At 59.3% G+C, this 25,564-nt stretch carries 24 protein-coding genes; 10 read left to right on the top strand and 14 right to left on the bottom strand.

Annotated features, from left to right (window positions below):
* Positions 1–25: 25 nt before the first annotated feature.
* From ACZZ0G_RS11890 to ACZZ0G_RS11855, 8 genes are all read right to left on the bottom strand, one after another.
* On the bottom strand, positions 26–1,348 hold the full coding sequence (locus tag ACZZ0G_RS11890) for a phenylacetate--CoA ligase family protein (RefSeq protein ID WP_463556255.1): 1,323 nt from the start codon (positions 1,346–1,348) through the stop codon (positions 26–28).
* Positions 1,338–2,606: an aminotransferase class I/II-fold pyridoxal phosphate-dependent enzyme gene (locus ACZZ0G_RS11885; protein ID WP_463556254.1), complete on the bottom strand. Its 1,269-nt coding sequence runs from the start codon at positions 2,604–2,606 to the stop codon at positions 1,338–1,340. Before ACZZ0G_RS11885 ends, ACZZ0G_RS11890 begins: the two co-directional genes overlap by 11 nt.
* Positions 2,603–3,697 carry a DUF3419 family protein gene (locus tag ACZZ0G_RS11880; RefSeq protein ID WP_463556253.1) on the bottom strand — a complete coding sequence of 365 codons (1,095 nt, stop codon included), beginning with the start codon at positions 3,695–3,697 and terminating at the stop codon, positions 2,603–2,605. Before ACZZ0G_RS11880 ends, ACZZ0G_RS11885 begins: the two co-directional genes overlap by 4 nt.
* A gap of 42 nt (positions 3,698–3,739) precedes the next feature.
* On the bottom strand, positions 3,740–4,474 hold the full coding sequence (locus ACZZ0G_RS11875) for an iron-containing redox enzyme family protein (RefSeq protein ID WP_463556252.1): 735 nt from the start codon (positions 4,472–4,474) through the stop codon (positions 3,740–3,742).
* On the bottom strand, positions 4,452–5,120 hold the full coding sequence (locus tag ACZZ0G_RS11870) for a hypothetical protein (RefSeq protein ID WP_463556251.1): 669 nt from the start codon (positions 5,118–5,120) through the stop codon (positions 4,452–4,454). Before ACZZ0G_RS11870 ends, ACZZ0G_RS11875 begins: the two co-directional genes overlap by 23 nt.
* A gap of 268 nt (positions 5,121–5,388) precedes the next feature.
* Positions 5,389–5,946 carry an L-threonylcarbamoyladenylate synthase type 1 TsaC gene (tsaC, locus tag ACZZ0G_RS11865; RefSeq protein ID WP_127925283.1) on the bottom strand — a complete coding sequence of 186 codons (558 nt, stop codon included), beginning with the start codon at positions 5,944–5,946 and terminating at the stop codon, positions 5,389–5,391.
* A 55-nt stretch (positions 5,947–6,001) separates the two neighbouring features.
* Positions 6,002–7,099: a DNA-processing protein DprA gene (gene dprA / locus ACZZ0G_RS11860; RefSeq protein WP_463556250.1), complete on the bottom strand. Its 1,098-nt coding sequence runs from the start codon at positions 7,097–7,099 to the stop codon at positions 6,002–6,004.
* 83 nt (positions 7,100–7,182) lie between these two features.
* Positions 7,183–8,208, bottom strand: a complete 1,026-nt coding sequence (locus ACZZ0G_RS11855) for a LysM peptidoglycan-binding domain-containing protein (protein ID WP_463556249.1) — start codon at positions 8,206–8,208, stop codon at positions 7,183–7,185.
* A 160-nt stretch (positions 8,209–8,368) separates the two neighbouring features.
* Here ACZZ0G_RS11855 and def point away from each other — a divergent pair, with 160 nt between their 5' ends.
* From def to ACZZ0G_RS11830, 5 genes are all read left to right on the top strand, one after another.
* Positions 8,369–8,875, top strand: a complete 507-nt coding sequence (gene def / locus ACZZ0G_RS11850) for a peptide deformylase (protein ID WP_122855361.1) — start codon at positions 8,369–8,371, stop codon at positions 8,873–8,875.
* A gap of 58 nt (positions 8,876–8,933) precedes the next feature.
* Positions 8,934–9,893 (top strand): methionyl-tRNA formyltransferase, encoded by a 960-nt coding sequence (fmt, locus tag ACZZ0G_RS11845; RefSeq protein ID WP_463556248.1) that lies wholly within the window; start codon positions 8,934–8,936, stop codon positions 9,891–9,893.
* On the top strand, positions 9,890–11,200 hold the full coding sequence (gene rsmB, locus ACZZ0G_RS11840) for a 16S rRNA (cytosine(967)-C(5))-methyltransferase RsmB (RefSeq protein WP_463556247.1): 1,311 nt from the start codon (positions 9,890–9,892) through the stop codon (positions 11,198–11,200). The genes fmt and rsmB overlap by 4 nt, the downstream gene beginning before the upstream one ends.
* Before the next feature lie 22 nt (positions 11,201–11,222).
* Positions 11,223–12,599 (top strand): Trk system potassium transporter TrkA, encoded by a 1,377-nt coding sequence (gene trkA, locus ACZZ0G_RS11835; protein ID WP_007911861.1) that lies wholly within the window; start codon positions 11,223–11,225, stop codon positions 12,597–12,599.
* A gap of 135 nt (positions 12,600–12,734) precedes the next feature.
* The gene (locus ACZZ0G_RS11830; RefSeq protein ID WP_463398230.1) at positions 12,735–13,049 is read left to right on the top strand and encodes a tetratricopeptide repeat protein; all 315 of its coding nucleotides are present in this window, start codon (positions 12,735–12,737) and stop codon (positions 13,047–13,049) included.
* 1 nt (position 13,050) lies between these two features.
* Here the strand turns inward: ACZZ0G_RS11830 and ACZZ0G_RS11825 are convergent, their stop codons facing one another.
* The 3 genes from ACZZ0G_RS11825 to ACZZ0G_RS11815 all read right to left on the bottom strand — a co-directional run bounded on the left by ACZZ0G_RS11825 (position 13,051) and on the right by ACZZ0G_RS11815 (position 14,849).
* Positions 13,051–13,290, bottom strand: coding sequence for a PilZ domain-containing protein (locus ACZZ0G_RS11825; protein WP_127925277.1), 240 nt, complete (start codon positions 13,288–13,290; stop codon positions 13,051–13,053).
* A gap of 73 nt (positions 13,291–13,363) precedes the next feature.
* Positions 13,364–14,251 (bottom strand): lysophospholipid acyltransferase, encoded by an 888-nt coding sequence (locus ACZZ0G_RS11820; RefSeq protein WP_008084359.1) that lies wholly within the window; start codon positions 14,249–14,251, stop codon positions 13,364–13,366.
* Between the two features lie 40 nt (positions 14,252–14,291).
* Positions 14,292–14,849 (bottom strand): DNA-3-methyladenine glycosylase I, encoded by a 558-nt coding sequence (locus tag ACZZ0G_RS11815; protein ID WP_053125317.1) that lies wholly within the window; start codon positions 14,847–14,849, stop codon positions 14,292–14,294.
* Between the two features lie 81 nt (positions 14,850–14,930).
* On the opposite strand from ACZZ0G_RS11815, the gene glyQ reads away from it, so the two are divergent.
* The 4 genes from glyQ (at position 14,931) to ACZZ0G_RS11795 (ending at position 19,342) form a co-directional block, all read left to right on the top strand.
* Positions 14,931–15,884 carry a glycine--tRNA ligase subunit alpha gene (gene glyQ, locus ACZZ0G_RS11810; RefSeq protein WP_025112261.1) on the top strand — a complete coding sequence of 318 codons (954 nt, stop codon included), beginning with the start codon at positions 14,931–14,933 and terminating at the stop codon, positions 15,882–15,884.
* Positions 15,881–17,935 (top strand): glycine--tRNA ligase subunit beta, encoded by a 2,055-nt coding sequence (glyS, locus tag ACZZ0G_RS11805; RefSeq protein WP_463556246.1) that lies wholly within the window; start codon positions 15,881–15,883, stop codon positions 17,933–17,935. The genes glyQ and glyS overlap by 4 nt, the downstream gene beginning before the upstream one ends.
* A gap of 4 nt (positions 17,936–17,939) precedes the next feature.
* A complete protein-coding gene (gmhB, locus tag ACZZ0G_RS11800) occupies positions 17,940–18,479 on the top strand; it encodes a D-glycero-beta-D-manno-heptose 1,7-bisphosphate 7-phosphatase (RefSeq protein WP_463556245.1) in 540 nt (179 codons plus the stop codon).
* 83 nt (positions 18,480–18,562) lie between these two features.
* Positions 18,563–19,342 (top strand): lysophospholipid acyltransferase family protein, encoded by a 780-nt coding sequence (locus ACZZ0G_RS11795; protein ID WP_463556244.1) that lies wholly within the window; start codon positions 18,563–18,565, stop codon positions 19,340–19,342.
* A 168-nt stretch (positions 19,343–19,510) separates the two neighbouring features.
* Here ACZZ0G_RS11795 and ACZZ0G_RS11790 read toward each other — a convergent pair whose 3' ends face one another.
* Positions 19,511–21,043 carry a sensor histidine kinase gene (locus tag ACZZ0G_RS11790; RefSeq protein WP_463556243.1) on the bottom strand — a complete coding sequence of 511 codons (1,533 nt, stop codon included), beginning with the start codon at positions 21,041–21,043 and terminating at the stop codon, positions 19,511–19,513.
* 169 nt (positions 21,044–21,212) lie between these two features.
* On the opposite strand from ACZZ0G_RS11790, the gene ACZZ0G_RS11785 reads away from it, so the two are divergent.
* Positions 21,213–21,932 (top strand): response regulator transcription factor, encoded by a 720-nt coding sequence (locus ACZZ0G_RS11785; RefSeq protein WP_463556242.1) that lies wholly within the window; start codon positions 21,213–21,215, stop codon positions 21,930–21,932.
* Between the two features lie 96 nt (positions 21,933–22,028).
* On the opposite strand, the gene gyrB is transcribed toward ACZZ0G_RS11785, so the two are convergent.
* The gene (gene gyrB / locus ACZZ0G_RS11780; RefSeq protein WP_007911885.1) at positions 22,029–24,446 is read right to left on the bottom strand and encodes a DNA topoisomerase (ATP-hydrolyzing) subunit B; all 2,418 of its coding nucleotides are present in this window, start codon (positions 24,444–24,446) and stop codon (positions 22,029–22,031) included.
* 5 nt (positions 24,447–24,451) lie between these two features.
* On the bottom strand, positions 24,452–25,555 hold the full coding sequence (recF, locus tag ACZZ0G_RS11775) for a DNA replication/repair protein RecF (protein WP_463556241.1): 1,104 nt from the start codon (positions 25,553–25,555) through the stop codon (positions 24,452–24,454).
* Positions 25,556–25,564: the final 9 nt, after the last annotated feature.

The following is a 25,564-nucleotide window of genomic DNA, read 5'->3' as shown; positions in this document are numbered from 1 at the left end:
GCAAACGAAGCACCCGGACGAGTCTTCATGACTTGCCCGGGGCGCCTCGCAACGCAACAAAAAACGGTGCTTTGCCGGCCACGGTGGTTTCGAACTCACCCCGAGGCAGACGCCGTACCTGCAAGCCCAGCACACCGGGCAATCCAAGCAATGCACTCGCCTGAACCCCGTTGCGCAAAGCCTCTTCGATAATGCGCTCTGCACCGGCTGGCAATCGCTCTCGAGCAATGACAAGCCGCATGTGCGCACCGTCAGCCTGCCGATCAATTTGCACCTGCACATCCGAAGCATGCAGTTCGGGCAACGCCTCTGAGAGCACACTCAGAACCTGGCGCTGAGTGATGATCGCGCCGCCCAGCTTGATCGAAGTCTCGACTCGCCCCTCCAGTTCCAGAATTGGCAGAGCGCTGCCACAGGCACACGTTGACTGCCTGCCCAGGACTCGCCCACGGTCGCCAATACGATACCGCAGCAACGGCACGTGATCGGGCAGCAAAGGCGTCAGCAGAAACTCGCCGGTTTCACCGTCGGCCAGCGCTCGCAGGCTGACGGGTTCAACCACTTCCAGCAGCATCGCGTCCGCGTGCAGATGGTAGTAACCATGCTCGAGGTGCGCACACTGGAAGCCGATCGGTCCTGTCTCCGTCGAGCTATAACCCAATGACCGCAGGCTCAAGGACGGCCAGTCTCGGGCCAGTTGCTCGCGCAGGGGCTGATGGCAAGGTTCACCAATGTAGTAAAGCCATCTCAAACTGCTCAACTGCGCCTTATCGCCATCGGCATGATTGAACAGCGCTGCCGCAAAAGAGGGGGTGCAGATCAGGGCATCGGCCGCCTGTGAATGAATCAGGCCCGCTATGCGCTGAACGCCCATCAGTGCGCCAGCAGGCAGCAGGCGCGCGCCAATGTACTGGACGATAGCCGCCGCGTATTGAAAGGCACCCTGCATTTCACCGGGCGTGAGGCAATTGATGACGACACGGGGATGCTCATCGGTCGCCGCGAACATCCGCGCGCCCAAAGGCACGATGCTTTCGTTGAATGCCCAGGAATGGGTGATGTGCTTGCGGTTTCCGGTGCTGCCCCCCGAGATCAGGGTCAACCCGCCACCCGGCGCACGGTGTGACGCTTCGCCGAGTTGGGTAAACAGCAATCCACCCTGCTCGTCCTCCACAGCCAGAACCGGCAGACGATGCAGATCCTCTGCAGTCTGCACGTGCCGAATCTGCGGACACATCGTGCAGAACCATGGCAGAGACCGCGCATGCGTCAGTTTACGCGCGAAGGCTTCTGTCGCTGCCACGTGCACGGCCGTCGAACTGGCGTGCCCCATCGGGTTATTGCGCATGCCGCGGCTCTCCCTGACGGATGCCAAGTTCAGCAAATCCATCATTGACGGCACTGGCCAGATGTTCCAACTGGGCCTGGCTGTGATTCGCGCTGATGGCCAGTCGCAGAATGGCTTCACCCTTGGCCACCACCGGAAACAAGGCAGTGGTGACCGCGATGGCGTGCCGACGCAGGTGCAACGCCAGGTTGATGGCGTCACGCTCGGCGCCAATCCGGACGAAACGTATCGGTGAAGCAATCTGGTGATTGCCCAGCACCGGCCCGAGCAGATCATCAATGACCGCCACATTTCGCCAGAGCGAGGCCTGCAACAGGCCCAGCTGCGCAGAAAGATGAATCCTGGCCGAGGCGACGGCCGCGCCGACACCGCCCATGGACAAAGGTCCACCGAAGGTATAAGTCGACGCGTGGCGCCGGATCAGCTCGGCATCCGCCGCCGTCAGCACAGTAATCGCACCGCCCGTTGCACCGAAGGCCTTGGACAATGACGACAGCAGGAGCAAACGAGTGCGAAGCGGCTCAGTGGCATCAACAAGGGCATAGCCACCTCCGGCATGGCCATGGATCGAAGTACCGTGAGCGTCATCCGCATACACATAGCCCTCAAAGCGCTCAGCCAGCTGCAGCAATCGATTGACGGGATAAAGCCCGCGCATCGAGCCAATGCTGTCAGTCAGAATAATGGGCGTATTGCCGACAGCGACAGCAGCGGAGCAGGCGTCCTCAACTTGCTGAAGATCACTGCAATCGCAGCGCTGCACGGGGCCGAACTGCCACAGAATGCCTTGCAGCACTTGCATCGAGGCGTGGGCGGCGCGGTCAACGATCCAGCCTGGTCCCCGCCGTAAGGGATACGACGGCAATTCGCCGGAACCCAGCAACGGCAGACATCCCAGATGGGCACTGCCCACTGAGTTGAACGTGACCGTATGCCCCTGGAATATTCGGTTCAAATGCTCATCGAGCTCGCGCATCGGCGGCAGCAACGCTCGGGTCCGGGCCGCCGCGAATTGCACACCGAAAGACTCGACCGCTTGTACTGCGCCTCGAATCAGACGGGGGTCGCTCTCAAGTCCCAGATAGGAGCACGAGAGAAACTCGGTCAACTGCTCGCCATTGCCCAACTCTATGACTTTGCCCTCGCGCTTGACCAGATTCAGACCATTGAGCCCGGCATCGACCAACCGCTGCTGATCGTCGCGCGCCTGGCGCACGCGGTTCTTGACCCAATTGACGGTCGGATGAGGTGTGTTCATCGAGATACCTGCACAGGTGGAGTCTGGCGGTACACCTGTACGCGCCAGAGTTGGGTTTTTTCACGCGCGATTGCGTCCTGAAACTGCGTGGTGACGTCGCAGAAGCCGTGGCAATCGGGCTGGACCACATGCAAATGACCGCGAATGACCGACAGAGCATGCTCGGCCAAGGCAGGCCGCAGCCGCTGCAGGACCTTGCCGCCATCCGCCGGGGGGAGAAATGACGGCACGTCGGACAACGATACAAAATCGACATCCCGGCACGTGGCAACGCAGTCAAAAATATCGCCCTGAACCACGGCCAATTCGCACCCCTGGAGTGCCTTGCGAGCCTGTTGGAAAACCCGCGCATCACACTCAAGCGGCAAGCCTTGCGGATAACGCAGTTCACCGAAAAACAGCATTTGCAGGAAAAAGCTTTCGCGCACGACCTGAGTGGTAAACAAGGTATGGAAAATACCCAGATACACTTCGCGGGAGCTGATCCCCAGGTTGTTGCGAGGAAACGCCCCGCGGTACAGCAGCGAGTTCAGCACCGCTGCATTTCCCAACAATGCGACCACGGCCTTCCAGCGCTTTAGAGGGAAGCGGCTTGAGTAATAAGCCGCTTGTTCGCCCAGGTCGCCGCACTGGAAAATCGCTCGGCCGGCCTTGCCGGTGAACAGTCTGTTGACCTTTGCCAGTCGCTGCAGGGTCTGCTCGAAGGCGCCCATGTAGACAGGTGCCTGCCAATGACGGGAGTGAAACAGGTCCGCCAGCCAGCGGCGATCCGGCGGGGGCAGGTCCAGATGCTGGAAAATGGACTGGCGCCTGATCGCCGAGGTCCCCGATCGGTAACCCATGAAGTCCATGAATGAATGGTGATCAGTCTGCGCCAGCAAGGCAAAGCGCAAGCGGGTAAAGGCCAGTTGCGGCGCACTGATATCTGCGCAAGTCATGCGGGCCGGACTTCGCGCCAGCAACGGCAGAACGCGACCGCCGCAACCGGCAACGCCCACCACGTGCCTGGCGCGCTCGGGCAGAATGGCATGCTCGAGCGCCGTGTCTTCATCCCCCAGCGCGTAGTTCAATCGCTCGAAGTATTCAGCCATCACGACCTCCGCGTGCCCGTTCCGGGAACGCACTTGAGGGCGTCATGATTTATCCAGGGCATGGAGGAATCCATACCGCGGCGCGAGGCCGTTTTGCCAGGCCTCATACTGCCCATACACAGCCTCAAGCATGTTGCCGGTCAGGCGCAGGCTGGTTTCCATCACGGTGGCAATGGCATCCCAGTCAGCCTGCTGCTTGCAGGTACGCTGCAGGATGATTTTGATCTCGTTGAAGTGTTCGACATCGATATCTGAGTGAGCGATGAAGAACGTCAGTTGTGCAGGCTTCAGCGCCAGTGTTTCACTCAGTTTGTCGATCAGCGGAGTAATGAAGTGATAGGCGTTTTCCGCCCAGTAACTGTATCCCAGCCGCTGTAACGGATTACCGCTAAAAGAAATCCAGTACAAGTAAGCGATGAGTACCTCAGTTTCAGGAAGTGCCGGCGGCATATCAAATTTTTCATTTTTCAAACCCAGGCTCATGACATCATGCAAAGCCATTTTTTCGTGACCGACTTCTTCCGCCGCATGTTCAAAACAGAACTTTGCATAAACCGGGTTATCGGCATGTCGTACACCGACCAGACCCTGGTTTCGTGCATTGTGCGCGGTGTAATGAAAAGTCTCGATCATATAAATCGCATATAACGCTTTGGAAACACTGCCCTCGCGGATGGCCTTGACCAGCCGGGAATTATCCAGAATATCGACCCACGCCTTTTCGATTCGCTGATCGAGCACAAGCAACTGTTGTTCAAAACTGACGGACGCATTCATCGCGACTCTCCGGGTAATTGGCGTTGATGGGAAAGGGCTGTTGAAGCGCCAAGAGGATTTGCCGCCACTCGGCAGACAACAGCCAGTAATCACCACGAGCGCGTTGTTCGATATGCAGTGAACTGGAGGTGATTGGAGTCAAGCCGAAACGCTGGAACAGACGCCGTTGTGGAGATCTGCACAACGCGGTAACGCCTTGATAGCCGCGATCGATCGCCCATTCGGTGGCGGCGGCCAGCAGCGCATTGATCGGTACCGGCCGATGTTGCTGCGAATGGGTAATCAGGCGACTGAACTCGACATGACGCGCCAGCGCCACGGTCGGCGAGACATATTGATGGGCCAGCGATGCCCATTCGAACGGCGAGGGGGTCACTCTTAATACCGCCGTCAGTTGATCGCGCTGGTACAAGAGAAAATGCGTGCTGCGCGATGAAATCGCCAGCCTCGTTTCAAGTGCCCGCGCTCTGGAAGTCAGCATGTAATGCTTTAACCGCAGGCGAAACTGGCGGCCGATGAATCGTTCAAACTCTGTTGTGTCAGCTCCCGTTTCGAGAATAGCGATTCGATAATCAGCATACTGCTTGTTCAGTGTTTCCTGAAGCCCCTGCAGATAATCCTTGAGCTGTAAGTTCGTAGTATCCATTCCTTCTCCGCAGACGGTAACTTATCGAAATTTTCTGAGCGCATTGAAATAATGGATGCTTTTGGAAATATCGCCACTGCGCGACTTCTGATAATGACGTGGGAAAAGTTACTGAAACTTTAAACTTATAGATTTATCTGACACACAGCAGAACAACATAAACAACAGATTGTTTAAGTTATAGAGATTTACCCAGCAGATCGCAGACAGAAAAAACTCCTCGCCAATCAAGCCGAGGAGTTCAAAAGCAAATGAAGCAGTAATCAGGTCAGTCGGGGCGAATGACCTTCCCCGTCGCCAGATCGCGGATGACGCTAGGGTTTTTCCGTCCGCCGAGGCTGCCGCCCAGCACCAGATCAACCTGACCACGGAAGTATTGCTCAACGCGCAACCGGGTGCGCGCTGCCGGGCGACCCTGCGGGTTGGCCGAGGTTGAAATCAACGGCCCGACCATCGAGCACAGATCGCGTACTTGCGGATGATCACTGACCCGCAGCGCCACGGTGTCGTGCACGCCGGTCACCCATTCCGGGAGCAAACCCTGATGCGGCACCAGCCAGGTGTTCGGCCCCGGCCAGGTGCTGGCCATGCGGTCGATCCATTCTTGCGGGAAGTCTTCGAACAGGAAGTCGAACTGGCGAATGTTGTCGGCGACCAGAATCAGCCCTTTGACCACCGAGCGATTCTTGATCGCCAGCAAACGATCCACGGCCTCTTCATTCCACGGATCGCAACCCAGCCCCCAGACGGCTTCGGTTGGATAGGCAATTACCGCCCCGGCGCGAATCTCTCGTGCGGCTTGTTGCACACGCCAACTGTTAACCATGAAAAAACTCTCCGCAAACAGGTTTCGCGCAGTTTACCGATCTTCCTTGTAAAACCTAGCGTGTCCTGGCCAGCCAGCGACCGTTTTCGCACACCGCGCGGCCATCCATTTCCAGTTCGGTGAGCGCCGCCAGCACTTTGGGCAACGCCCAGCCGCTGCTGTCGGCCAGACCTTCACTGGTGTGCGGGGCGGCGTGGAGCAGAGAGAGCAATGGGTGATCGACGTTGGCCGTGTCAGTGGATAGCGGCAGATGCTGCCAACCGCGCAGGGCCTCAAGGATGTGATCAATGGTTTCCACCAGCACCGCGCCATCGCGGATCAGCTGATGGCAACCGCGCGCACCGGGATGATGAATCGAACCGGGAATGGCATAAACCTCGCGCCCCTGTTCCGCCGCCAGCCGCGCGGTGATCAATGAACCACTGGCGACGCTGGCCTCGACCACCAACACGCCAAGGGACAAACCGCTGATGATCCGGTTACGCCGCGGGAAGTTGCTCGCCGTCGGCCCGGCATCCAGCGGGAACTCCGAAAGCACCGCGCTGCCCGAGGCAATCATCGCGTCAGCCAGGCGTCGATTGCGCTGTGGATAAAAATTTTCCAGCCCCGTGCCGAGCACACCCACCGTCAAGCCACCAACATCCAGCGCGGCCTGATGCGCCGCAGCATCGATACCCAAGGCCAATCCGCTGTTGATGACAAAACCGGCACCGGCGAGGCTGCGGGAAAATGCTGCGGCAGTATCCATTCCTGGACGCGATGCCCGGCGACTGCCAACCATCGCCAGTTGCGGTTTTTCCAGAATCAGCGGGTCACCGGCTACGAATATCAATGGCGGCGGATCGGAAATCTGCGCCAGCAGCGCCGGGTAATCCGCCTGATCCCACATCAGCAGATGATGTTCCGGCCGCTCTAGCCAGCGCATTGCGTGGCTGGCGCCATCGCGAACCTCGGGACAACGCCGCGCCTCGGCGCACGCCGCCGGTAAACCCAGCGAACGCCAGGCGCTGGCCGGCGCGCTGATGGCTTTGGACGCCGAGCCAAAGGCTTCGAGCAATTTGGCAAAACGCTTCGGGCCGATATCCGGCAAGCGGTGCAGGCGCAAACGCGCTTCCAGTTCCGCCGGGGAAACCGACGTAGAGACAGGTGACATGCTGGATCATCCTTGATCGTTATAAGCCCCGAACCATTCGGAACAAGCTGTGGATAACTCTGTTGGTAACTTGTGAAGCAAGCTTACGGATTTCGCACCTTGTCGAGGACCGCCAATGAGCGCGATGCGTTAAGGACGAGGCCGTAACTGAGTTTGTCGTAAGTACGGAACACCATCAGTAACCCGGCGCGCTCATCGGGAATTTTCAGCGGCTGGCCAGTAATGCGGTCGCGTACGGTTTCGCCGGTTTTCATCACCACCAGCACATTGCCTTCGGCGAGACCGTCGCGCTTGCCCTTGTTCAGGGTGACCACGTCCATCACGCCGATCTGAGTGACGCCGCGCGGCACGTCAATGATCACGCCGTTGATGTTGGTCGTCGGTGCGCTGGGCATGAAGGTCGAGTTGATCGAACGCTCTTCGCCGCTGAACAAGCGGTCGCCGAGGCGCACCTCCTGAGTGGTACGTTGCAGAGCGAGGGTGGCAACGTCGCCTTCGGTGGCGACGATCTCACCGCCGCCGATGTCGTCAGCGTTGATCCCGAGGAACTCCTTGGTCTGCGGATCGGTGTAGACCTTGCCCTGACGGAAAATGCCGTAGACCGGCTGATCCGGATCGAAATGGCCGCGCGCGAAAATCCGGTCACCGGTGCCGCTGAGCACGCGCTCGGCATCGCCGGCGACGATATACGGCGCCTTGTCGAAGTCCTCAGCCTTGTCGACGATGCGGTTGCTCAGCAAAAAGCTGTTGATGGATTTCAGCGGAATGCTCGGAATCGCCTCTGCCACCGGGCTGGTGCGAATACGCGGCGAGAGCTTGATGGTGCCGCGCGACTCACCGCGATTCAGGGTCAGGCGCGGCTGACCGTTGACGTAACTGAGCGTCAGCGTGTCGCCGGGGTAGATCAGGTTGGGGTTTTCGATTTGCGGATTGGCCCGCCACAGCTGTGGCCACTGCCAGGGCTCGCGCAGGTATTTGCCGGATATGTCCCAGAGTGTATCCCCCGAAACCACCGTGTATTGCTGTGGAAAACCTTCCCTGAGTTGCACTTGCCCTTGTGCCACGCCAGCCGAAGCCAACAGCAGCAGGGCGAGTAGTGTTTTCCTCATGCAGTGAATCCCTTTATCATGTGCATTCGCGTGAACCGTCAGAGCCCCCGTGGCTCGCTTGTGCAAAATGCACAAGCTACGCTTCACAACGGTAGCCTGCATCTTCGGACCTGCCAGGCCATCGCCCGACTTTACTCAACGTGTGCAGCAATCAAAGCCTATGGCCATTTTAAACATCCTCGAATTCCCGGACCCGCGTCTGCGCACTATCGCCAAGCCTGTGGCTGTAGTGGACGACGAAGTGCGTCAGTTGGTCGATGACATGTTTGAAACAATGTATGAAGCGCCGGGCATCGGCCTCGCCGCGACCCAGGTCAACGTGCACAAACGTATCGTCGTGATGGACCTTTCCGAAGACCGCACCGAACCACGGGTGTTCATCAACCCCGAGTTCGAATCGCTGACCGAAGAAATGGAGCAATATCAGGAAGGCTGCCTGTCGGTGCCGGGTTTCTACGAAAACGTCGATCGCCCGCAAAAGGTCAGGATCAAGGCGCTGGACCGCGACGGCAAGCCCTATGAACTGATCGCCGAAGGCCTGCTCGCGGTGTGCATCCAGCACGAATGCGACCACCTCAACGGCAAATTGTTCGTCGATTACTTGTCCACGCTCAAACGCGACCGGATCAAGAAGAAACTGGAAAAGCAGCACCGCCAGAACGCTTGATGCCCCTCCTTCAAAGGCTTGCTGCGGCAAGCCTTTTTCTTTTTATGAGACGCCCTTCATGACTGAGCCACTGCGCATCGTTTTTGCCGGCACCCCGGAATTCGCCGCCGAACACCTCAAGGCCCTGCTGAACAGCCCTTACGAGATCGTTGCGGTCTACACCCAACCGGATCGTCCGGCCGGTCGCGGGCAAAAACTGATGCCGAGCCCGGTCAAACAGCTCGCCCTGGAAAATAATATCCAGGTGTTGCAGCCGCCGACTTTGCGCAATCCTGAGGCTCAAGCTGAACTGGCTGCGCTGAAACCGGATTTGCTGGTGGTGGTCGCCTATGGCCTGATCCTGCCGCAAGTGGTGCTGGATATTCCGCGTCTGGGCTGCATCAACAGCCACGCCTCGTTGCTGCCGCGCTGGCGCGGTGCGGCGCCGATTCAACGCGCCGTGGAACACGGTGACGCGGAAAGCGGCGTGACCGTGATGCGCATGGAGGCCGGCCTCGACACCGGGCCGATGCTGCTCAAGGTCGTCACCCCGATCAGCGCTGAAGACACTGGCGGCAGTCTGCACGACCGTCTCGCCGAAATGGGCCCGCCAGCCGTGGTGCAAGCAATTGCCGGTCTGGCCGCTGGCACGCTTGAAGGCGAAGTGCAGAACGATGAACTCGCCACTTATGCACACAAGCTGAACAAAGACGAAGCACGCATCGACTGGAGCCGTCCGGCGGTTGAGCTGGAGCGACTGGTGCGCGCCTTCAACCCATGGCCGATCACCCACAGCACCCTCAACGGTGAAGCGCTGAAAGTGCTGGCAGCGACACTCGCCGACGGTAAAGGCGCGCCGGGTGAAATCCTCAGCGCCAGCAAGGACGGCCTGGTCGTCGCCTGCGGTGAACAGGCGCTATGCCTGACCCGCCTGCAATTGCCCGGCGGCAAGGCGCTGAACTTCAGCGACCTGTTCAACAGCCGCCGGGAGAAATTCGCGGTCGGCACGGTGCTCGGCGCAGCGGTAGACGCGCAATGAATCCGCGTCTGGCCGCCGCCAAGGCACTCGCCGCCGTGCTCAGCGGCAAAGCCTCGCTGAACAGCTCCCTGCCGACGCAACTGGACAAGGTCGAAGATCGCGATCGCGGCTTCACTCAGGATCTGGCCTTCGGCACCGCGCGCTGGCAGCCACGTCTCTCGGCGCTGGCGGAAAAGCTGCTGCAGAAACCGTTCAAAGCTGCTGACGCCGATGTTGAAGCGCTGCTGCTGGTCGGTCTCTACCAATTGCTCTACACCCGCGTGCCGGCCCACGCCGCCATCGGCGAAACCGTCGGTTGCGCCGAGAAGCTGAAAAAGCCGTGGGCCAAGGGTCTGCTCAACGCCGTATTGCGCAATGCCCAGCGCGAAAGCGAAACGATTTTCGCCGAGCTGGAACGTGATCCAGTGGTGCGCACCGCTCACCCGCGCTGGCTGCAAAAATCCCTCAAGGCGTTCTGGCCGGAACAGTGGGAGGCCATTTGTGAGGCGAACAACGCGCATCCGCCGATGATCCTGCGGGTCAACCGCCGTCATCACAGCCGCGATGTTTACCTCGGTTTGTTGACCGAGGCAGGGATTGCCGCGACGCCGTGCGTTTACAGTCGCGACGGCATCATTCTCGAAGCCGCTGCCGACGTGCGCAGCCTGCCGGGTTTCGCCGAAGGCTGGATCAGCGTGCAGGACGAGGCCGCGCAACTGGCTGCCGACCTGCTTGATCTGGCGCCGGGGCAACGCGTGCTCGACGCTTGCTGCGCGCCCGGCGGCAAGACCTGCCACATCCTCGAAGCCGAACCGGCATTGGCCGGCGTGGTCGCGGTGGATCTGGAAGCCAAACGTCTGGTGCGCGTGAAGGAAAACCTCGAGCGCCTCGGCCTCAGCGCCGAACTGATCGCCGCCGACGGTCGCGATACCGGGAAATGGTGGGACGGCAAACCATTCCAGCGCATCCTCCTCGACGCGCCATGCTCGGCCACTGGCGTGATCCGCCGCCATCCGGACATCAAGCTGACCCGTCAGCCGGACGACATCGTCGCCCTCGCGCAACTGCAAGGCGAGTTGCTCGACGCCATGTGGAAAACCCTCGAAGTCGGCGGCATCCTGCTGTACGCCACCTGCTCGACGTTGCCGACCGAGAACACCGAAGTCATCGCCGCGTTCCTTGAGCGCACCCCCGGTGCCCGCGAGCTGGATCTGGCTACCAGCGCCGGGATCAAACAGCCCCATGGTCGCCAACTGCTGGCCCAGCAGGGCGGGCATGACGGGTTCTACTACGCCAAGCTGATCAAGATCGCTGCCGCGCGCGGCTAAACGGATTCAACGGAGTGACTGGATGAAAATCATCATCCTCGGTGCGGGACAGGTTGGCGGTTCGCTGGCCGAGCATTTGGCCAGCGAGGCCAACGACATCACCGTGGTCGACACCGACGGCGAGCGCCTGCGCGACCTCGGCGACCGCCTCGATATTCGTACCGTGCAGGGCCGTGGTTCGCTGCCGTCGGTGCTGCGCCAGGCCGGTGCCGACGACGCCGATATGCTGGTAGCGGTGACCAACAGCGACGAGACCAATATGGTCGCCTGCCAGGTTGCCCACACGCTGTTCCACACCCCGACCAAAATCGCCCGGGTGCGCGAAGCGTCCTATTTGAATCGCGAGGAACAGCTGTTCCAGAACGAAGCGATTCCGGTCGACGTGCTGATCAGCCCCGAGCAAGTGGTGACCAACTACATCAAGCGTCTGATCCAGCATCCGGGCGCCTTGCAGGTAATCGACTTCGCTGAAGGTGCGGCGCAACTGGTGGCGGTGCGCGCTTATTACGGCGGGCCGCTGGTGGGTCAGCAATTGCGTCAGTTGCGCGAGCACATGCCGAATGTCGAAACCCGCGTGGCAGCGATTTTCCGTCGTGACCGGCCGATCTTGCCGCAAGGTGACACGGTGATCGAGGCCGATGACGAAGTCTTCTTCATCGCCGCCCGTGAGAATATTCGCGCGGTGATGAGCGAAATGCGCCGTCTCGACGAAACCTACAAACGCATCGTCATTGCTGGCGGCGGGCAGATCGGCGAGCGTCTGGCCGAGGCCATCGAAAGCCGTTATCAGGTGAAGATCATCGAGATGAGCCCGGCGCGTTGCCGTTATCTCTCCGACACCCTCGACAGCACCGTAGTGTTGCAGGGCAGCGCTTCAGATCGCGACTTGCTGCTGGAAGAGAACATCGCCGACGCTGATATTTTCCTTGCGCTGACCAACGACGACGAAGCCAACATCATGTCGTCGCTGCTGGCGAAACGGCTGGGGGCGAAGAAGGTCATGACGATCATCAACAACCCGGCCTACGTCGATCTGATTCAGGGCGGCGATATCGACATCGCCATCAGCCCGCAACTGGCAACCATCGGCACCCTGCTGGCGCACGTGCGCCGTGGCGATATCGTCAGCGTGCACTCACTGCGTCGTGGTGCCGCCGAAGCGATCGAGGCGATTGCCCACGGTGATGCGAAATCGAGCAAGGTCATCGGCAAACCGATCGAGAAGATCGGCCTGCCGCCGGGCACCACAATTGGCGCGGTGATCCGCAATGAACAAGTGATCATCGCACATGACGACACGGTGATCGAAGCGGGCGACCATGTGATTCTGTTCCTTGTGGATAAGAAGCATATTCGCGATGTGGAGAAGCTGTTTCATGTGGGATTGAGCTTCTTCTGATCCTGATTGATCGTTCCCATGCTCCGCGTGGGAATGCAGCCCGGGACGCTCTGCGTCCCAAGAGCGGACGCAGAGCGTCCATTGAGGCGTTCCCACGCGGAGCGTGGGAACGATCACATTAACGAGGGTGCATAAATGCTCGAATCCCTGGAAAAAATGCTCGCCAAGGGTGTGGATAACTCCCTGCTGCGCTTCGGCTTGGGCAAGGGTTATCTGGATCTGGGCGAAAACGCCAAAGCCGCCGAGCATTTCCAGCGCTGTGTCGGTTTTGATCCGAAGTATTCGGCGGCATGGAAACTATTGGGTAAAGCGCAATTGGCGCTGGGCGATAGCGCCGCCGCACGTCAGGCGTGGGAGCAAGGTCTGGAGGCAGCCCGCGCCCATGGCGATAAGCAAGCCGAGAAGGAAATGACGGTTTTCATTAAGAAGCTTGATCGTCAAGCGCAGTAATTCAAAGGTAGCGAAGGCCGATACCGTCGGCATCCACCGTCACCACTTCCATCCGCACCCGCGGCGCGCCTGTGGGTAAATCCTGCACCTGGCCGTAAACCACTGCGCCTTTGGGCAAAGAAGCCAAAACCGGATGCTGTACAAACACGCCGGTAGGCGACAGGTTGCGCGTCTGCCCGAGGCATTCGCCAAAGCTGTCGTGGGTGATCTTGATGCGGAAAGATTTGCGTTGTTCGGACATCTTGTTGCGCCCTTTGATGAACGGTTGTGGATAACCTTACCAGTGAGGTTATCCACAGAGTGTGCCAACTTCTTTAGTACCAGCGCTCTTCGCCCGGCGGACGTTTCTTGAAGCGCTTCATGCTCCACATGTACTGGCTCGGATACGCCGCCACATAACGCTCGACCACTTTGCTCATCGCCGCACAGGACTCAGCTGTATCGGTGCTGTACATGGCTTCCGGCGCCGCTTCGAGGATGACTTTGTAGCCGGAACCGTCGGGCAGACGCAGCGCATGCAGGAACACACCGACCGCTTTACCGCCGGCCAACATGTTCGGCACGAATTTGCTGGTCAGCGCTTGCGTGGCGAAGAACGGCACGAAGATTCCGGCGGATTCGGCCGGTTCCGGGTCAGCGGGAATGCCCACTGCACCACCTTTGCGCACTTCTTTGATCACGCTGAGAATGCCTTCCTTGGTCGAGGCGGCGACCTTGTTGCCCAGTTGCACGCGCTGTTTGCGCAGCAATTCATCCACAGCCTTGAGCTTCGGCGGGCGATAGAAAATGATCGGTTTGCACTGACTGCAATAGAAGTGGTTGAGCACTTCCCAGTTGCCGAGGTGGCTGGTGATGCCGACCACGCCTTTGCCCGAAGCCAAAGCGTCTTTCAGCACGTCGAGGCCTTCGACTTCGCGCACCAGATCGATCGAACGCTGCGCCGGCCAGATCCACGCGCAGGCGCTTTCGGTCAGCGACTTGCCGATGTCTTTCAGGCTCTGCCCGACCAGACGCTCACGTTCGGCCGGATCCATCTGTGGAAAACATTTGGCGAGGTTGATCCGCACCACGTCGCGTGAGCGGTTGGGGGTTTTCCACATGATCCAGCCGATCGCCGAACCCACGGCCTGCACGGCCCGCCATGGCAGCAGGGCAAACAGCCGCAGAGCGCCTACCAGCAAGGCGCCTTTAAACTTTTCCACAGGTCACTCCTGATCTTGTGCGGTGCGCGAGGCGGCCATTCTAACCGGCGTTGACGAGCTGCGCGTAGCGGTCGCAGTCGCGGGTGTGATCCATGACCATGCCCGAGGCCTGCATCAGCGCGTAGCAAATGGTCGGGCCGACGAACGTGAAACCGGCCTTTTTCAGGGCTTTGCTCATCGCCAACGCTTCGGGGGTGATCGCCGGGACTTCGCTGCGATCCTTGAAATGATTGATGATCGGTTGGTCGTTAACGAACGACCAAAGGAAGGTCACCGGATCCTCCAGCGCCAGCCAGGCCTGGGCATTGCGGCGGGCGGCGTTGAGTTTGAGGCGGTTGCGGATGATCCCCGGATCGAGCATCAATTCGTCGATTTCGGCGTCGCTCATCTGCGCCACGCGCTGTACGTCGAAGCCGAATAACACTTCGCGATAACGCTCGCGTTTGCGCAGCACGGTGATCCACGACAGGCCAGCCTGGAACCCTTCGAGCAAAAGCAACTCGAACAAACCCTGCGCATCGCGTAGCGGCGTGCCCCACTCCTGATCGTGATAAGCCATGTACAGCGGATCTTCGGTACACCAAAAGCAGCGTGGCATAAGGCTCCAGGGGGTGGAGGTGCGACTGAATCGGGTATACTCCCGCTCTTTAAATCGCAGCCCAAGAAACAGGTGAATTTCGTGAGCCAGCCTACGCCAGCCGTGCGTACCTTCCAAGACTTGATCCTCGCGCTCCAGCAATACTGGGCCGAGCAAGGTTGCGTGGTACTTCAGCCCTACGATATGGAAGTAGGCGCCGGCACTTTCCACACCGCGACCTTCCTCCGTGCCATCGGCCCGGAAACCTGGAACGCCGCTTACGTGCAGCCAAGCCGTCGTCCGACTGACGGCCGTTACGGCGAAAACCCGAACCGTCTGCAGCACTACTATCAGTTCCAGGTCGTGCTCAAGCCGAACCCGGACAACTTCCAGGAACTGTACCTGGGCTCCCTCAAGCATGTCGGCCTGGACCCGTTGGTTCACGACATTCGCTTCGTCGAAGACAACTGGGAATCGCCGACCCTCGGCGCCTGGGGTCTGGGCTGGGAAGTCTGGCTGAACGGCATGGAAGTGACTCAGTTCACTTACTTCCAGCAGGCGGGCGGCATCGAGTGCTACCCGGTGACCGGCGAGATCACTTACGGTCTCGAGCGCCTGGCCATGTACCTGCAAGGCGTGGATTCGGTCTACGACCTGGTCTGGGCTGACGGCCCGATGGGCAAAGTCACCTACGGCGACGTGTTCCACCAGAACGAAGTGGAGCAGTCCACTTACAACTTCGAACACGCCAACGTCGACAAGCTGTTCGAACTGTTCGACTTTTATGAAAGCGAAGCCAAGCGCCTGATCGAACTCGACCAGCCGCTGCCGTTGCCGAGCTACGAAATGGTGTTGAAGGCTTCGCACACCTTCAACTTGCTGGATGCGCGCCGGGCGATCTCGGTGACCGCGCGTCAGCAATACATTCTGCGCGTACGCACCCTGGCGCGTTCCGTTGCGCAAGCCTACCTGCTGGCCCGCGCCAAGCTGGGCTTCCCGATGGCGACCCCGGACCTGCGTGACGAAGTACTGGCCAAGCTGGAGGCTGCACAATGAGTGCGCAAGATTTTCTGGTTGAACTGGGCACCGAAGAACTGCCACCGAAAGCCCTGAACACCTTGGCTGAAGCGTTCCTCGCCGGTATCGACAAGGGCCTGCAAGCCGCTGGCCTGAGCTACGAGACTAAAACCGTCTACGCCGCACCGCGTCGTCTGGCTGTGCTGATCACCGCGCTGGCTACCCAGCAACCGGATCGCTGCATCAACCTCGACGGCCCGCCACGTCAGGCGGCGTTCGACGCTGACGGCAATCCAACACAAGCAGCACTGGGCTTCGCCAAGAAGTGCGGCGTCGATCTGAGCGAAATTGATCAGAGCGGCCCGAAACTGCGTTACAGCCAGAGCATCGCCGGCAAGCCGACCGCGAGCCTGCTGCCGACCATCGTTGAAGATTCGCTGAACGACCTGCCGATCCCGAAACGCATGCGTTGGGGTGCGCGCAAGGAAGAGTTCGTGCGTCCGACCCAATGGCTGGTGATGCTGCTCGGTGACCAAGTCATCGACTGCACCATCCTCGCGCAGAAGGCGGGCCGTGATTCCCGTGGTCACCGCTTCCATCACCCGCAAAGCGTGCGCATCGGTTCGCCGTCGAGCTACCTCGCTGACCTGCGTGCCGCTTATGTGCTGGCCGACGCTAACGAGCGTCGCGAGATCATCAGCAAGCGCACCGAAGAGCTGGCCACCCGTCAGGAAGGCACGGCAATCGTTCCGCCGGCGCTGCTCGACGAAGTGACCGCGCTGGTTGAATGGCCGGTGCCGCTGGTGTGCTCGTTCGAGGAACGTTTCCTCGACGTGCCGCAAGAAGCGCTGATCACCACCATGCAGGACAACCAGAAGTACTTCTGCCTGCTCGATGCCGACGGCAAGTTGCTGCCACGTTTCATCACTGTGGCCAACATCGAAAGCAAAGATCCGCAACAGATCATCGCCGGTAACGAGAAAGTGGTTCGCCCACGTCTGACCGATGCCGAGTTCTTCTTCAAGCAAGACAAGAAGCAGAAGCTCGAAGCCTTCAACGATCGCCTGAAGAACGTGGTTTTCCAGGAAAAACTCGGCAGCGTCTACGACAAGGCCGAACGCGTATCGAAACTGGCTGCGTACATCGCCGCACGCATTGGCGGCAACGCCTCGTGGGCTGCCCGTGCAGGCCTGCTGTCGAAGTGCGACCTGGCCACCGAAATGGTCGGCGAGTTCCCGGAGATGCAAGGTGTCGCCGGTTACTACTACGCCCTCAATGACGGCGAGCCGGAAGACGTCGCGCTGGCGCTCAACGAGCAATACATGCCACGCGGTGCCGGTGCAGAACTGCCGGTGACCCTGACCGGCGCGGCCGTCGCGATCGCTGACAAGCTCGACACCCTGGTCGGTATCTTCGGTATCGGCATGCTGCCAACCGGCAGCAAAGACCCGTATGCCCTGCGCCGTGCGGCACTCGGCGTGCTGCGTATCCTCATCGAGAAGAAGCTCGATCTCGACCTCAACGACGCTGTGGCTTTCGCCGTGAATGCGTTCGGTGCCAAGGTCAAGGCTGCCGGCCTCAACGAAGCCGTGCTGGAATTCATCTTCGACCGTCTGCGTGCGCGTTACGAAGACGAAGGCGTTGAAGTGGCCACTTACCTGTCGGTACGTGCCCTGAAGCCGGGTTCGGCGCTGGACTTCGATCAGCGTGTGCAAGCGGTGCAAGCCTTCCGCAAACTGCCGGAAGCGGCAGCGCTGGCGGCGGTGAACAAGCGTGTGTCGAACCTGTTGAGCAAACTCGAAGGCGCGGTGCCGACCGAGGTTCAAGCCAAGTACTTCGACAACGCCAACGAGTTCTCGCTGTACTCGGCGATCCAGCAAGCGGATCAGGCGGTGCAGCCGATGGCTGCGGCGCGTCAGTACAACGAATCGCTGGCACGCCTGGCGGCATTGCGTGAGCCGGTCGATGCGTTCTTCGACGCGGTGATGGTCAATGCCGACGACGCCAATGTGCGGGCCAACCGTTACGCGCTGCTGGCGCGTCTGCGTGGCCTGTTCCTCGGTGTTGCCGACATTTCGCTGCTGGGTTGAGGGATTGCTGTTGAAACTGCTGATTCTCGATCGGGACGGAGTGATCAATTACGACTCCGACGCTTACATCAAGTCAGTGGCGGAGTGGATTCCGTTGCCCGGCTCGATCGAGGCGATTGCGCAGTTGAGCAAGGCCGGCTGGACGGTGGCGGTGGCCACCAACCAGTCGGGCATTGCTCGCGGCTATTACGACCTCGCCACCCTCGATGCCATGCACGCGCGCTTGCGTGAGCTGGTCGCGGAGCAGGGCGGTGAAGTGGGGCTGATCGTGTACTGCCCGCATGGGCCGGACGAAGGCTGCGATTGCCGCAAGCCGAAACCGGGGATGTTGAAAACCATCGCGGCGCATTACAACGTCACGCTGGCCAATGTCTGGTTCGTCGGCGACAGCCTTGGTGACCTGGAGGCTGCCAAAGCCGTCGATTCACAGCCAGTTTTGGTAAAGACCGGAAAAGGCGAAAAGACTCAGGGCAAAACCCTGCCGGTTGGCACTCTGATTTTTGACGATCTGGCGGCGATTGCCGCAGAACTTATCCACAACTAGAGTACTTCTGAAATTCCTGACCAGGGATTGATCGGGAGTGCGCTTGAACACTCGGGCATTGCCCCGTCACGGTAAACGTCACTATGTCGATACTGCGGGCCATCAGAATTTTTCTCTTTTACCTGCTGCTGGGCACCACCTCCCTGCTGTGGTGCAGCTTGAGTTTTTTTATCGCGCCGTTTCTGCCGTTCAAGGCGCGTTATCGGTTTATCAACGTGTACTGGTGCCGCTGCGCCTTGTGGTTGACCAAGGTGTTTCTCGGTATCCGTTACGAAATCAAAGGCGCGGAAAACGTGCCTGACCGGCCCTGCGTGATTCAATCGAACCACCAGAGCACCTGGGAGACGTTCTTTCTCTCCGCTTATTTCTCGCCGTTGAGCCAAGTGCTCAAACGCGAACTGCTGTACGTGCCGTTCTTCGGCTGGGCCATGGCCATGCTGCGGCCGATCGCGATTGACCGCGACAACCCGAAAGCTGCTTTGAAACAAGTCGCGGCGAAGGGTGATGAGCTGCTCAAGGACAACGTTTGGGTGCTGATCTTCCCGGAAGGTACGCGTGTTCCCTTTGGCACTGTCGGCAAGTTTTCCCGCAGTGGCAGCGCTTTGGCGGTGAATGCGGCGCTTCCGGTACTGCCGATTGCACACAATGCTGGCAAATTCTGGCCGAAAATCGGCTGGGGCAAGAAGTCCGGCGTCATCACCGTAGTCATCGGCGAACCGATGTATGCCGAGGGCACTGGTCCGCGCGCCATCGCCGAGTTGAACGATCGGGTACAAGCCTGGAACGAGAAGACTCAGCGTGAAATGGGCTCGCTGCCACCGGCCCCGCAGTCACCCATTGCAGATGAACAAGTGCCGGCCTGACATTTTGTGGATAACCTGTGTACGGTTTTGTTGAAAAGGCTTGAATTTTTATCTTAAGTTATTGATCTGCTTATATATTTCTCAAGCTCATAAAACACCGTAAAACGTGCATAAGTTTTTTTCGGATGTAAAAAAACCGGCTGATATAGCCGGTTTTTTTGTGCTTGTTCACTCGGGGATCAGCGGTAATTCGAGCAGGAATGTGGTGCCTTGATCAACCACACTGCGGCATTCGATTTTGCCGCCATGGTGATCAACCACCGCTTTGACCATCGACAGGCCCAGACCCACGCCATCGATACCTTGGGCGGAGGAAAAACGGCGGTACTGACTGAATAGATCTGGCAACTCTTGTTCGGCAATGCCCTTACCCTGATCCGTCAGTTCGCAACGCAGCCATTCTTCGTGACAACTGACCCGCAGTTGAACCGTGGTGTCTGCCGAGCTGTACTTGATCGCATTCTCCAGCAGGTTGAATAACGCACGGGTCAATAATCCCTGATCGGCCATGATCAGACGTTCCTGTGATTGCTCATCCATGTCATGTAGCAATTCGATGCGCTTTTGCTGTGCGATGGGCAATGCCTGATCCAATACATCCAGTACCAACATCGCAAAGAGGCTTGGCTGGAACTGATACGCCTCGGACTCGGCCCGCGCCAGCAGAACGAAGCCATCGGTCAGATCCAGCGCGCGGCGGACCTGGCGTTCAATCTGTTCGAACAGCGGTGAATCCGCCCCGGCCTGATGGCGATGAACATCGAGCAGGGCGAGGATCGCCGAATGCGGAGCACGCAGGTCGTGGGAAAGAAAGCGCAGCAATACCCCGCGTTGTTCCTCGGCGGCACGTTCGGCGCTGAGATCGGTGAGGCTAAGCAGCCAACCAATCGGCGTGTCTCCGTCCACCGGCAGCAGGGCGGCACGCTCCAGGCGCAGGCTGCGTTCCCTGTGATCGCGAAACTCCAACAGCGGTAAGGCCGACAGTGACGGGCGCAACTCTGTGGACAACTCCGGGTAACCAAGGCCGGTCAGTTGATCGAGGACGTCGTCCCCCACCAGGTTGTGATCGAATAGCTGGCGAGCCTTGCGATTGCCCAGCAGGATCTGGCCTTTGGGATCGCTGATCAGCGTGGCGACGGGCAAGTACTCCAGACCATCGGCAATAAAGCGCCGGGTATCACGGGTACGACTCATGGCTTGTTCCAGCGCCATGATCTGGCCCTGCAGACGATCAGCGCCAGTGAATTGGGAACGACGGCGCTCGGGAAAAACTTTCGGCTCGTTGTCTAGCCGCGCCAATTCCCAACCGAAATAGGTCAGCACTACGCTCAAGCGCCGCCAGTTCCAGATCAAATAGCCAAACAACATGCCTAGCACTGCGGGGGTCGGCGACCACCAGCGGTGTATTTCGGCCAGCCCGGCACTGGTCAACAGCACGCAGGCCATGCCGATCAGCGTCACCCAAAGTGCCCATCGTGGGCGCCATAACAGCAACCCGAGCACACAGGCCACCAGCCCCACCGATAACAAAGCCCCAGTGACGGAAGCCGCATCGTGCAAGCTGACCTGCGCTCGATAAGACAACAGCGCAGTCAGCGGCAACAGCACTAGACTTATCCACAACCATTCGCGCACCAACTGTCGAAACAATCGCTGCACCTGGCTCGGTTCACGGCTTTCACGCCGACGCTGATTGTTCATGGGGAAAAAGGGCAGGGCAGTGTGAATGGTTTCATGGGCCACAGGTCTGAGACGTAGACCCGAGGAATCATAGCGGACGTCGACCAACGGCGGGCCGCTTACTTTCACAGCTTGGGCCGAGCGACTATGGTTGTCCGCCAACTGCCCCAGCAACAAGGAATAACCGCGAATGCGCGTTGCGATACTGGACGACGAACCCGCCGAACTGCGCCGGGTCGAGCAAACCCTGCAGCAAATGGCCGATGCCGGCGAGCAGCCGTGGTCATTGCACAGCTTTGAACGCGCAGAGGACCTGCTACGGCAACTGCGCCGGGAAACCTTTGACCTGCTGATCCTCGACTGGCAATTGCCCGACCTCACCGGCCTGGCCCTGCTGCGCTGGACCCGCGAACACATGGAAGCGCCACCGGCAGCGATCATGCTCACCAGCCGCGATGGCGAGAGCGATATCGTTCAGGCGTTGAATGCGGGGGCGGATGATTATGTGAGTAAGCCGTTTCGGCCGAATGAATTGAAGGCGCGGGTGGCTGCGGTATTGCGTCGACACAACCAGCAACGGGCGGCGGCGACGGAAGTGCTGAGCTTCAATGACCTGACGTTTGATGATGCAGAACTGACTGTCACTCGAGAGGGAAAACCGATTGTCATGACTGAACGCGAGTATCGACTGGCGCGGTGTCTGTTCAGCAATTTGGGTCGACCGTTGTCGCGGGATTATCTGTATGAGCGGTTTTGGCCGCATGAGGAGATGGCTTCGTCGCGACCGCTGGATACGCATATATATCGGCTGCGTAACAAGCTCGGGCTGACGGCGGATCGGGGTTGGCAGTTGCTGACGATTTATGGATATGGGTATCGGTTGGAGAGTGTGTCTGCAGCATCCGAGTAAAAGAGCAAAAGATCGTCCGAAGACTGCGATCTTTTGACCTGCCAATGAAAAAGGCCAACGTAATGCGTTGGCCTTTTTGTTTGACGCAAACCGGGATCAGAAATCCAGGTTCGAAACCGCCAACGCATTGCTCTCGATGAAGTCACGGCGAGGTTCGACCGCATCACCCATGAGGGTGTTGAAGATCTGGTCTGCGCCAATGGCGTCTTCGATGGTCACCTTCAGCATGCGGCGCACGCTTGGGTCCATGGTGGTTTCCCACAGCTGATCCGGGTTCATTTCGCCCAGACCTTTGTATCGCTGGATGGTGTGGCGCTTGGTGCTTTCGGCCATCAGCCAGTCAAGGGCCTCCTTGAACTCGGTGACCGCTTTCTTGCGCTCGCCACGCTGGATGTACGCGCCTTCGTCGAGCAGAGTGCTCAATTGAGCGCCAAGGGTGACGACGGTTTTGTAGTCGTTGCTGCCGAAGAAGTCGCGGTTGAAAGTGACGTAGTTCGACAGGCCGTGGGAGATCAGTTCGACCTCTGGCAGCCATACACCACGTTCACGGTCTTCACGCAGGCTGGCCTTGTAGACCAGACCGGATTTTTCAACGGTGCGCAGACGCGCTTCGTACTGGGCCAGCCACTCTTGCATCGCGGCGTGGTCGCCGAGCTTTTCCAGGCTCACGGCCGGCAGGTAGATGAAGTGCTCGGTCAGTTCCTGCGGATACAGGCGCGACAGACGCTTGAGGGTCTTCATTACCATGCGGAAGTCGTTCACCAGACGCTCAAGCGCTTCACCGGAAATGCCCGGGGCTTCTTCGTTCAGGTGCAGGCTCGCATCTTCCAGGGCCGACTGCGTCATGTACTCTTCCATGGCGTCGTCGTCTTTGATGTATTGCTCTTGCTTGCCTTTCTTGACCTTGTACAGCGGCGGCTGAGCGATGTAGATGTAACCGCGCTCGATCAGCTCCGGCAACTGACGGAAGAAGAAGGTCAGCAGCAGGGTACGGATGTGCGAACCGTCGACGTCAGCATCGGTCATGATGATGATGTTGTGATAACGCAGTTTGTCGATGTTGTACTCGTCGCGACCGATACCGCAGCCCAGTGCGGTGATCAAGGTGCCCACTTCCTGGGAAGAGATCATCTTGTCGAAACGGGCTTTCTCGACGTTGAGGATCTTGCCCTTCAACGGCAGGATCGCCTGGGTCTTGCGGTTACGCCCCTGCTTGGCAGAGCCGCCCGCGGAGTCACCTTCCACCAGGTACAGTTCGGACAGCGCAGGGTCTTTTTCCTGGCAGTCAGCGAGCTTGCCCGGCAAACCGGCGATGTCCAGCGCGCCTTTGCGGCGGGTCATCTCACGGGCCTTGCGCGCGGCTTCACGGGCACGCGCAGCGTCGATCATCTTGCCGACGACCAGCTTGGCTTCGTTCGGGTTTTCCAGAAGGAAGTCGGAGAAGTACTTGCCCATCTCCTGCTCGACCGCGGTCTTCACTTCGGAGGAGACCAGCTTGTCTTTGGTCTGCGAACTGAACTTCGGATCCGGCACTTTCACCGAGATGATCGCGGTCAGGCCTTCACGGGCATCGTCACCGGTGGTGGCGACTTTGTGCTTCTTCGCCAGACCTTCCTGCTCGATGTAGTTGTTCAGGTTACGCGTCAGTGCGGAACGGAAACCCACCAGGTGAGTACCGCCGTCGCGCTGCGGAATGTTGTTGGTGAAGCACAACAGGTTCTCGTTGAAGCTGTCGTTCCACTGCAGGGCGATTTCCACGCCGATGCCGTCTTCACGCTGGATGTTGAAGTGGAACACCTGGTTGACCGCAGTCTTGTTGGTATTCAGGTATTCAACGAACGCACGCAGACCGCCTTCGTACTTGAACAGCTCTTCCTTGCCGCTGCGCTCATCCTTGAGGACGATGCCGACACCGGAGTTGAGGAAGGACAGTTCACGAATACGCTTGGCCAGGATGTCCCAGCTGAAGTGGATATTCTTGAAGGTTTCGCTGGAAGCCTTGAAGTGAATCTGGGTACCGGTGGTTTCGCTGTCGCCAACGATGGCCATCGGCGCCTGAGGTACGCCGTGGACGTAGGTCTGTTCCCAGATCTTGCCGCTGCGGCGAACAGTCAGTACCAGTTCTTCGGACAGTGCGTTCACTACCGACACACCTACACCGTGCAGACCGCCGGATACTTTGTAGGAGTTGTCGTCGAACTTACCGCCAGCGTGGAGGACGGTCATGATGACCTCGGCGGCGGAAACGCCTTCCTCTTTGTGCACGTCTACCGGGATGCCACGGCCGTTGTCTTTAACGGTGATGGACTCATCCGGGTGGATGATGATGCTGATGTCGTCGCAGTGGCCGGCGAGGGCTTCGTCGATCGAGTTGTCGACCACCTCGAACACCATGTGGTGCAGACCGCTGCCATCGTCGGTGTCACCAATGTACATACCGGGACGTTTGCGTACGGCATCCAGGCCTTTCAGCACTTTAATGCTCGTTGAGTCGTACGTATTTTCTTCGCTCAATGCCTTCACTCCCGATGGTCGTGGGTCTGGGTGATACGGCCCTGTTCCACGTGGAACAGAGCGACTGGCGTTTCCGTCTGCCAGCCTTCCCTCAATAATTCGTGATCTACACAGGTGATGAACACCTGGCAGCGTAAGTCTTCCAGCAAGCGGCACAGCGCGCGACGGTGGCTCTCGTCCAGCTCGGACGGCAAGTCATCCACCAGATAAATACACTGACCGCGGCGGGCCTGGCTGACCAAGTGCCCTTGGGCAATCCGCAGTGCACACACCACCAACTTCTGCTGACCCCGGGACAAGATGTCCGCGGCGTTATGTGCGCCCAATCTAAGACGCAAGTCAGCTCGTTGCGGTCCGGCCTGGGTATGACCCATTTGCTGGTCCCGTTGCACGGAACCGGCCAGTACGGCGCTCAGTTCCCGGTCTTTGTCCCAGCCTCGGTAATAGCTGAGCGTCAAACCTTCGAGCTCAACCAGTTCGCTCAAGGTTTGTTCAAAGACTGGTTTCAAGGCTTTGATGTATTCGCGGCGGTATTCATCGATTTCAGCGCTGGCCTGGCACAGTTCCCTGTCCCAAACCGCTTGCGAAACGGCGTCAAGTGTACCATGCCGCAGCCAGGAGTTTCTCTGGCGCAAGGCCTTCTGCAAACGCTGCCAAGTGGCCATGAAGCGCGGCTCGACGTGGAACACACCCCAGTCGAGAAACTGTCGACGAATCTTCGGCGCACCCTCAAGCAGGCGGAAGCTGTCGGGGTTGATCAACTGCAGCGGCAGGATCTCCGCCAACTGCGCAGCGCTACGGGCGTTTTGCCCGTCGATACGGATCTGGAACTCGCCCTGACGATCGCGGGAGATGCCCAATGCGCTATGGCCACCCTCGGCCAATTCGACCTGACCGAACACGGTGCAGGCGAGCTGCTCGTACTGGATGACCGGCAACAGCCGCGTGCTACGAAACGAACGGGCAAGCCCCAGCAGATGAACGGCTTCCAGAACACTGGTTTTGCCGCTGCCGTTGGCACCGTAAAGAATGTTGATGCGGGGGGAAGGGGAGAAGGTCACCGGGTGCAGATTGCGCACCGCGGTGACCGAAACACGACTTAAGGACATCCAGGGTCA

The sequence above is a fragment of the Pseudomonas sp. AC169 genome, assembly GCF_979258515.1.
This window is presented reverse-complemented; position numbering and strand designations above follow the sequence as displayed.

What these genes read in the sequence shown, in the direction of transcription:
- recF (WP_463556241.1), bottom strand. Translation starts at nt 25,555, where the DNA reads ATGTCCTTAAGTCGTGTTTCGGTCACCGCGGTGCGCAATCTGCACCCG.
- trkA (WP_007911861.1), top strand. Translation starts at nt 11,223, where the DNA reads ATGAAAATCATCATCCTCGGTGCGGGACAGGTTGGCGGTTCGCTGGCC.
- ACZZ0G_RS11795 (WP_463556244.1), top strand. Translation starts at nt 18,563, where the DNA reads ATGTCGATACTGCGGGCCATCAGAATTTTTCTCTTTTACCTGCTGCTG.
- ACZZ0G_RS11880 (WP_463556253.1), bottom strand. Translation starts at nt 3,697, where the DNA reads ATGGCTGAATACTTCGAGCGATTGAACTACGCGCTGGGGGATGAAGAC.
- ACZZ0G_RS11870 (WP_463556251.1), bottom strand. Translation starts at nt 5,120, where the DNA reads ATGGATACTACGAACTTACAGCTCAAGGATTATCTGCAGGGGCTTCAG.
- ACZZ0G_RS11825 (WP_127925277.1), bottom strand. Translation starts at nt 13,290, where the DNA reads ATGTCCGAACAACGCAAATCTTTCCGCATCAAGATCACCCACGACAGC.
- ACZZ0G_RS11785 (WP_463556242.1), top strand. Translation starts at nt 21,213, where the DNA reads ATGCGCGTTGCGATACTGGACGACGAACCCGCCGAACTGCGCCGGGTC.
- ACZZ0G_RS11890 (WP_463556255.1), bottom strand. Translation starts at nt 1,348, where the DNA reads ATGCGCAATAACCCGATGGGGCACGCCAGTTCGACGGCCGTGCACGTG.
- glyS (WP_463556246.1), top strand. Translation starts at nt 15,881, where the DNA reads ATGAGTGCGCAAGATTTTCTGGTTGAACTGGGCACCGAAGAACTGCCA.
- ACZZ0G_RS11790 (WP_463556243.1), bottom strand. Translation starts at nt 21,043, where the DNA reads ATGAACAATCAGCGTCGGCGTGAAAGCCGTGAACCGAGCCAGGTGCAG.
- ACZZ0G_RS11855 (WP_463556249.1), bottom strand. Translation starts at nt 8,208, where the DNA reads ATGAGGAAAACACTACTCGCCCTGCTGCTGTTGGCTTCGGCTGGCGTG.
- ACZZ0G_RS11875 (WP_463556252.1), bottom strand. Translation starts at nt 4,474, where the DNA reads ATGAATGCGTCCGTCAGTTTTGAACAACAGTTGCTTGTGCTCGATCAG.
- rsmB (WP_463556247.1), top strand. Translation starts at nt 9,890, where the DNA reads ATGAATCCGCGTCTGGCCGCCGCCAAGGCACTCGCCGCCGTGCTCAGC.
- ACZZ0G_RS11815 (WP_053125317.1), bottom strand. Translation starts at nt 14,849, where the DNA reads ATGCCACGCTGCTTTTGGTGTACCGAAGATCCGCTGTACATGGCTTAT.
- dprA (WP_463556250.1), bottom strand. Translation starts at nt 7,099, where the DNA reads ATGTCACCTGTCTCTACGTCGGTTTCCCCGGCGGAACTGGAAGCGCGT.
- fmt (WP_463556248.1), top strand. Translation starts at nt 8,934, where the DNA reads ATGACTGAGCCACTGCGCATCGTTTTTGCCGGCACCCCGGAATTCGCC.
- ACZZ0G_RS11885 (WP_463556254.1), bottom strand. Translation starts at nt 2,606, where the DNA reads ATGAACACACCTCATCCGACCGTCAATTGGGTCAAGAACCGCGTGCGC.
- tsaC (WP_127925283.1), bottom strand. Translation starts at nt 5,946, where the DNA reads ATGGTTAACAGTTGGCGTGTGCAACAAGCCGCACGAGAGATTCGCGCC.
- def (WP_122855361.1), top strand. Translation starts at nt 8,369, where the DNA reads ATGGCCATTTTAAACATCCTCGAATTCCCGGACCCGCGTCTGCGCACT.
- ACZZ0G_RS11830 (WP_463398230.1), top strand. Translation starts at nt 12,735, where the DNA reads ATGCTCGAATCCCTGGAAAAAATGCTCGCCAAGGGTGTGGATAACTCC.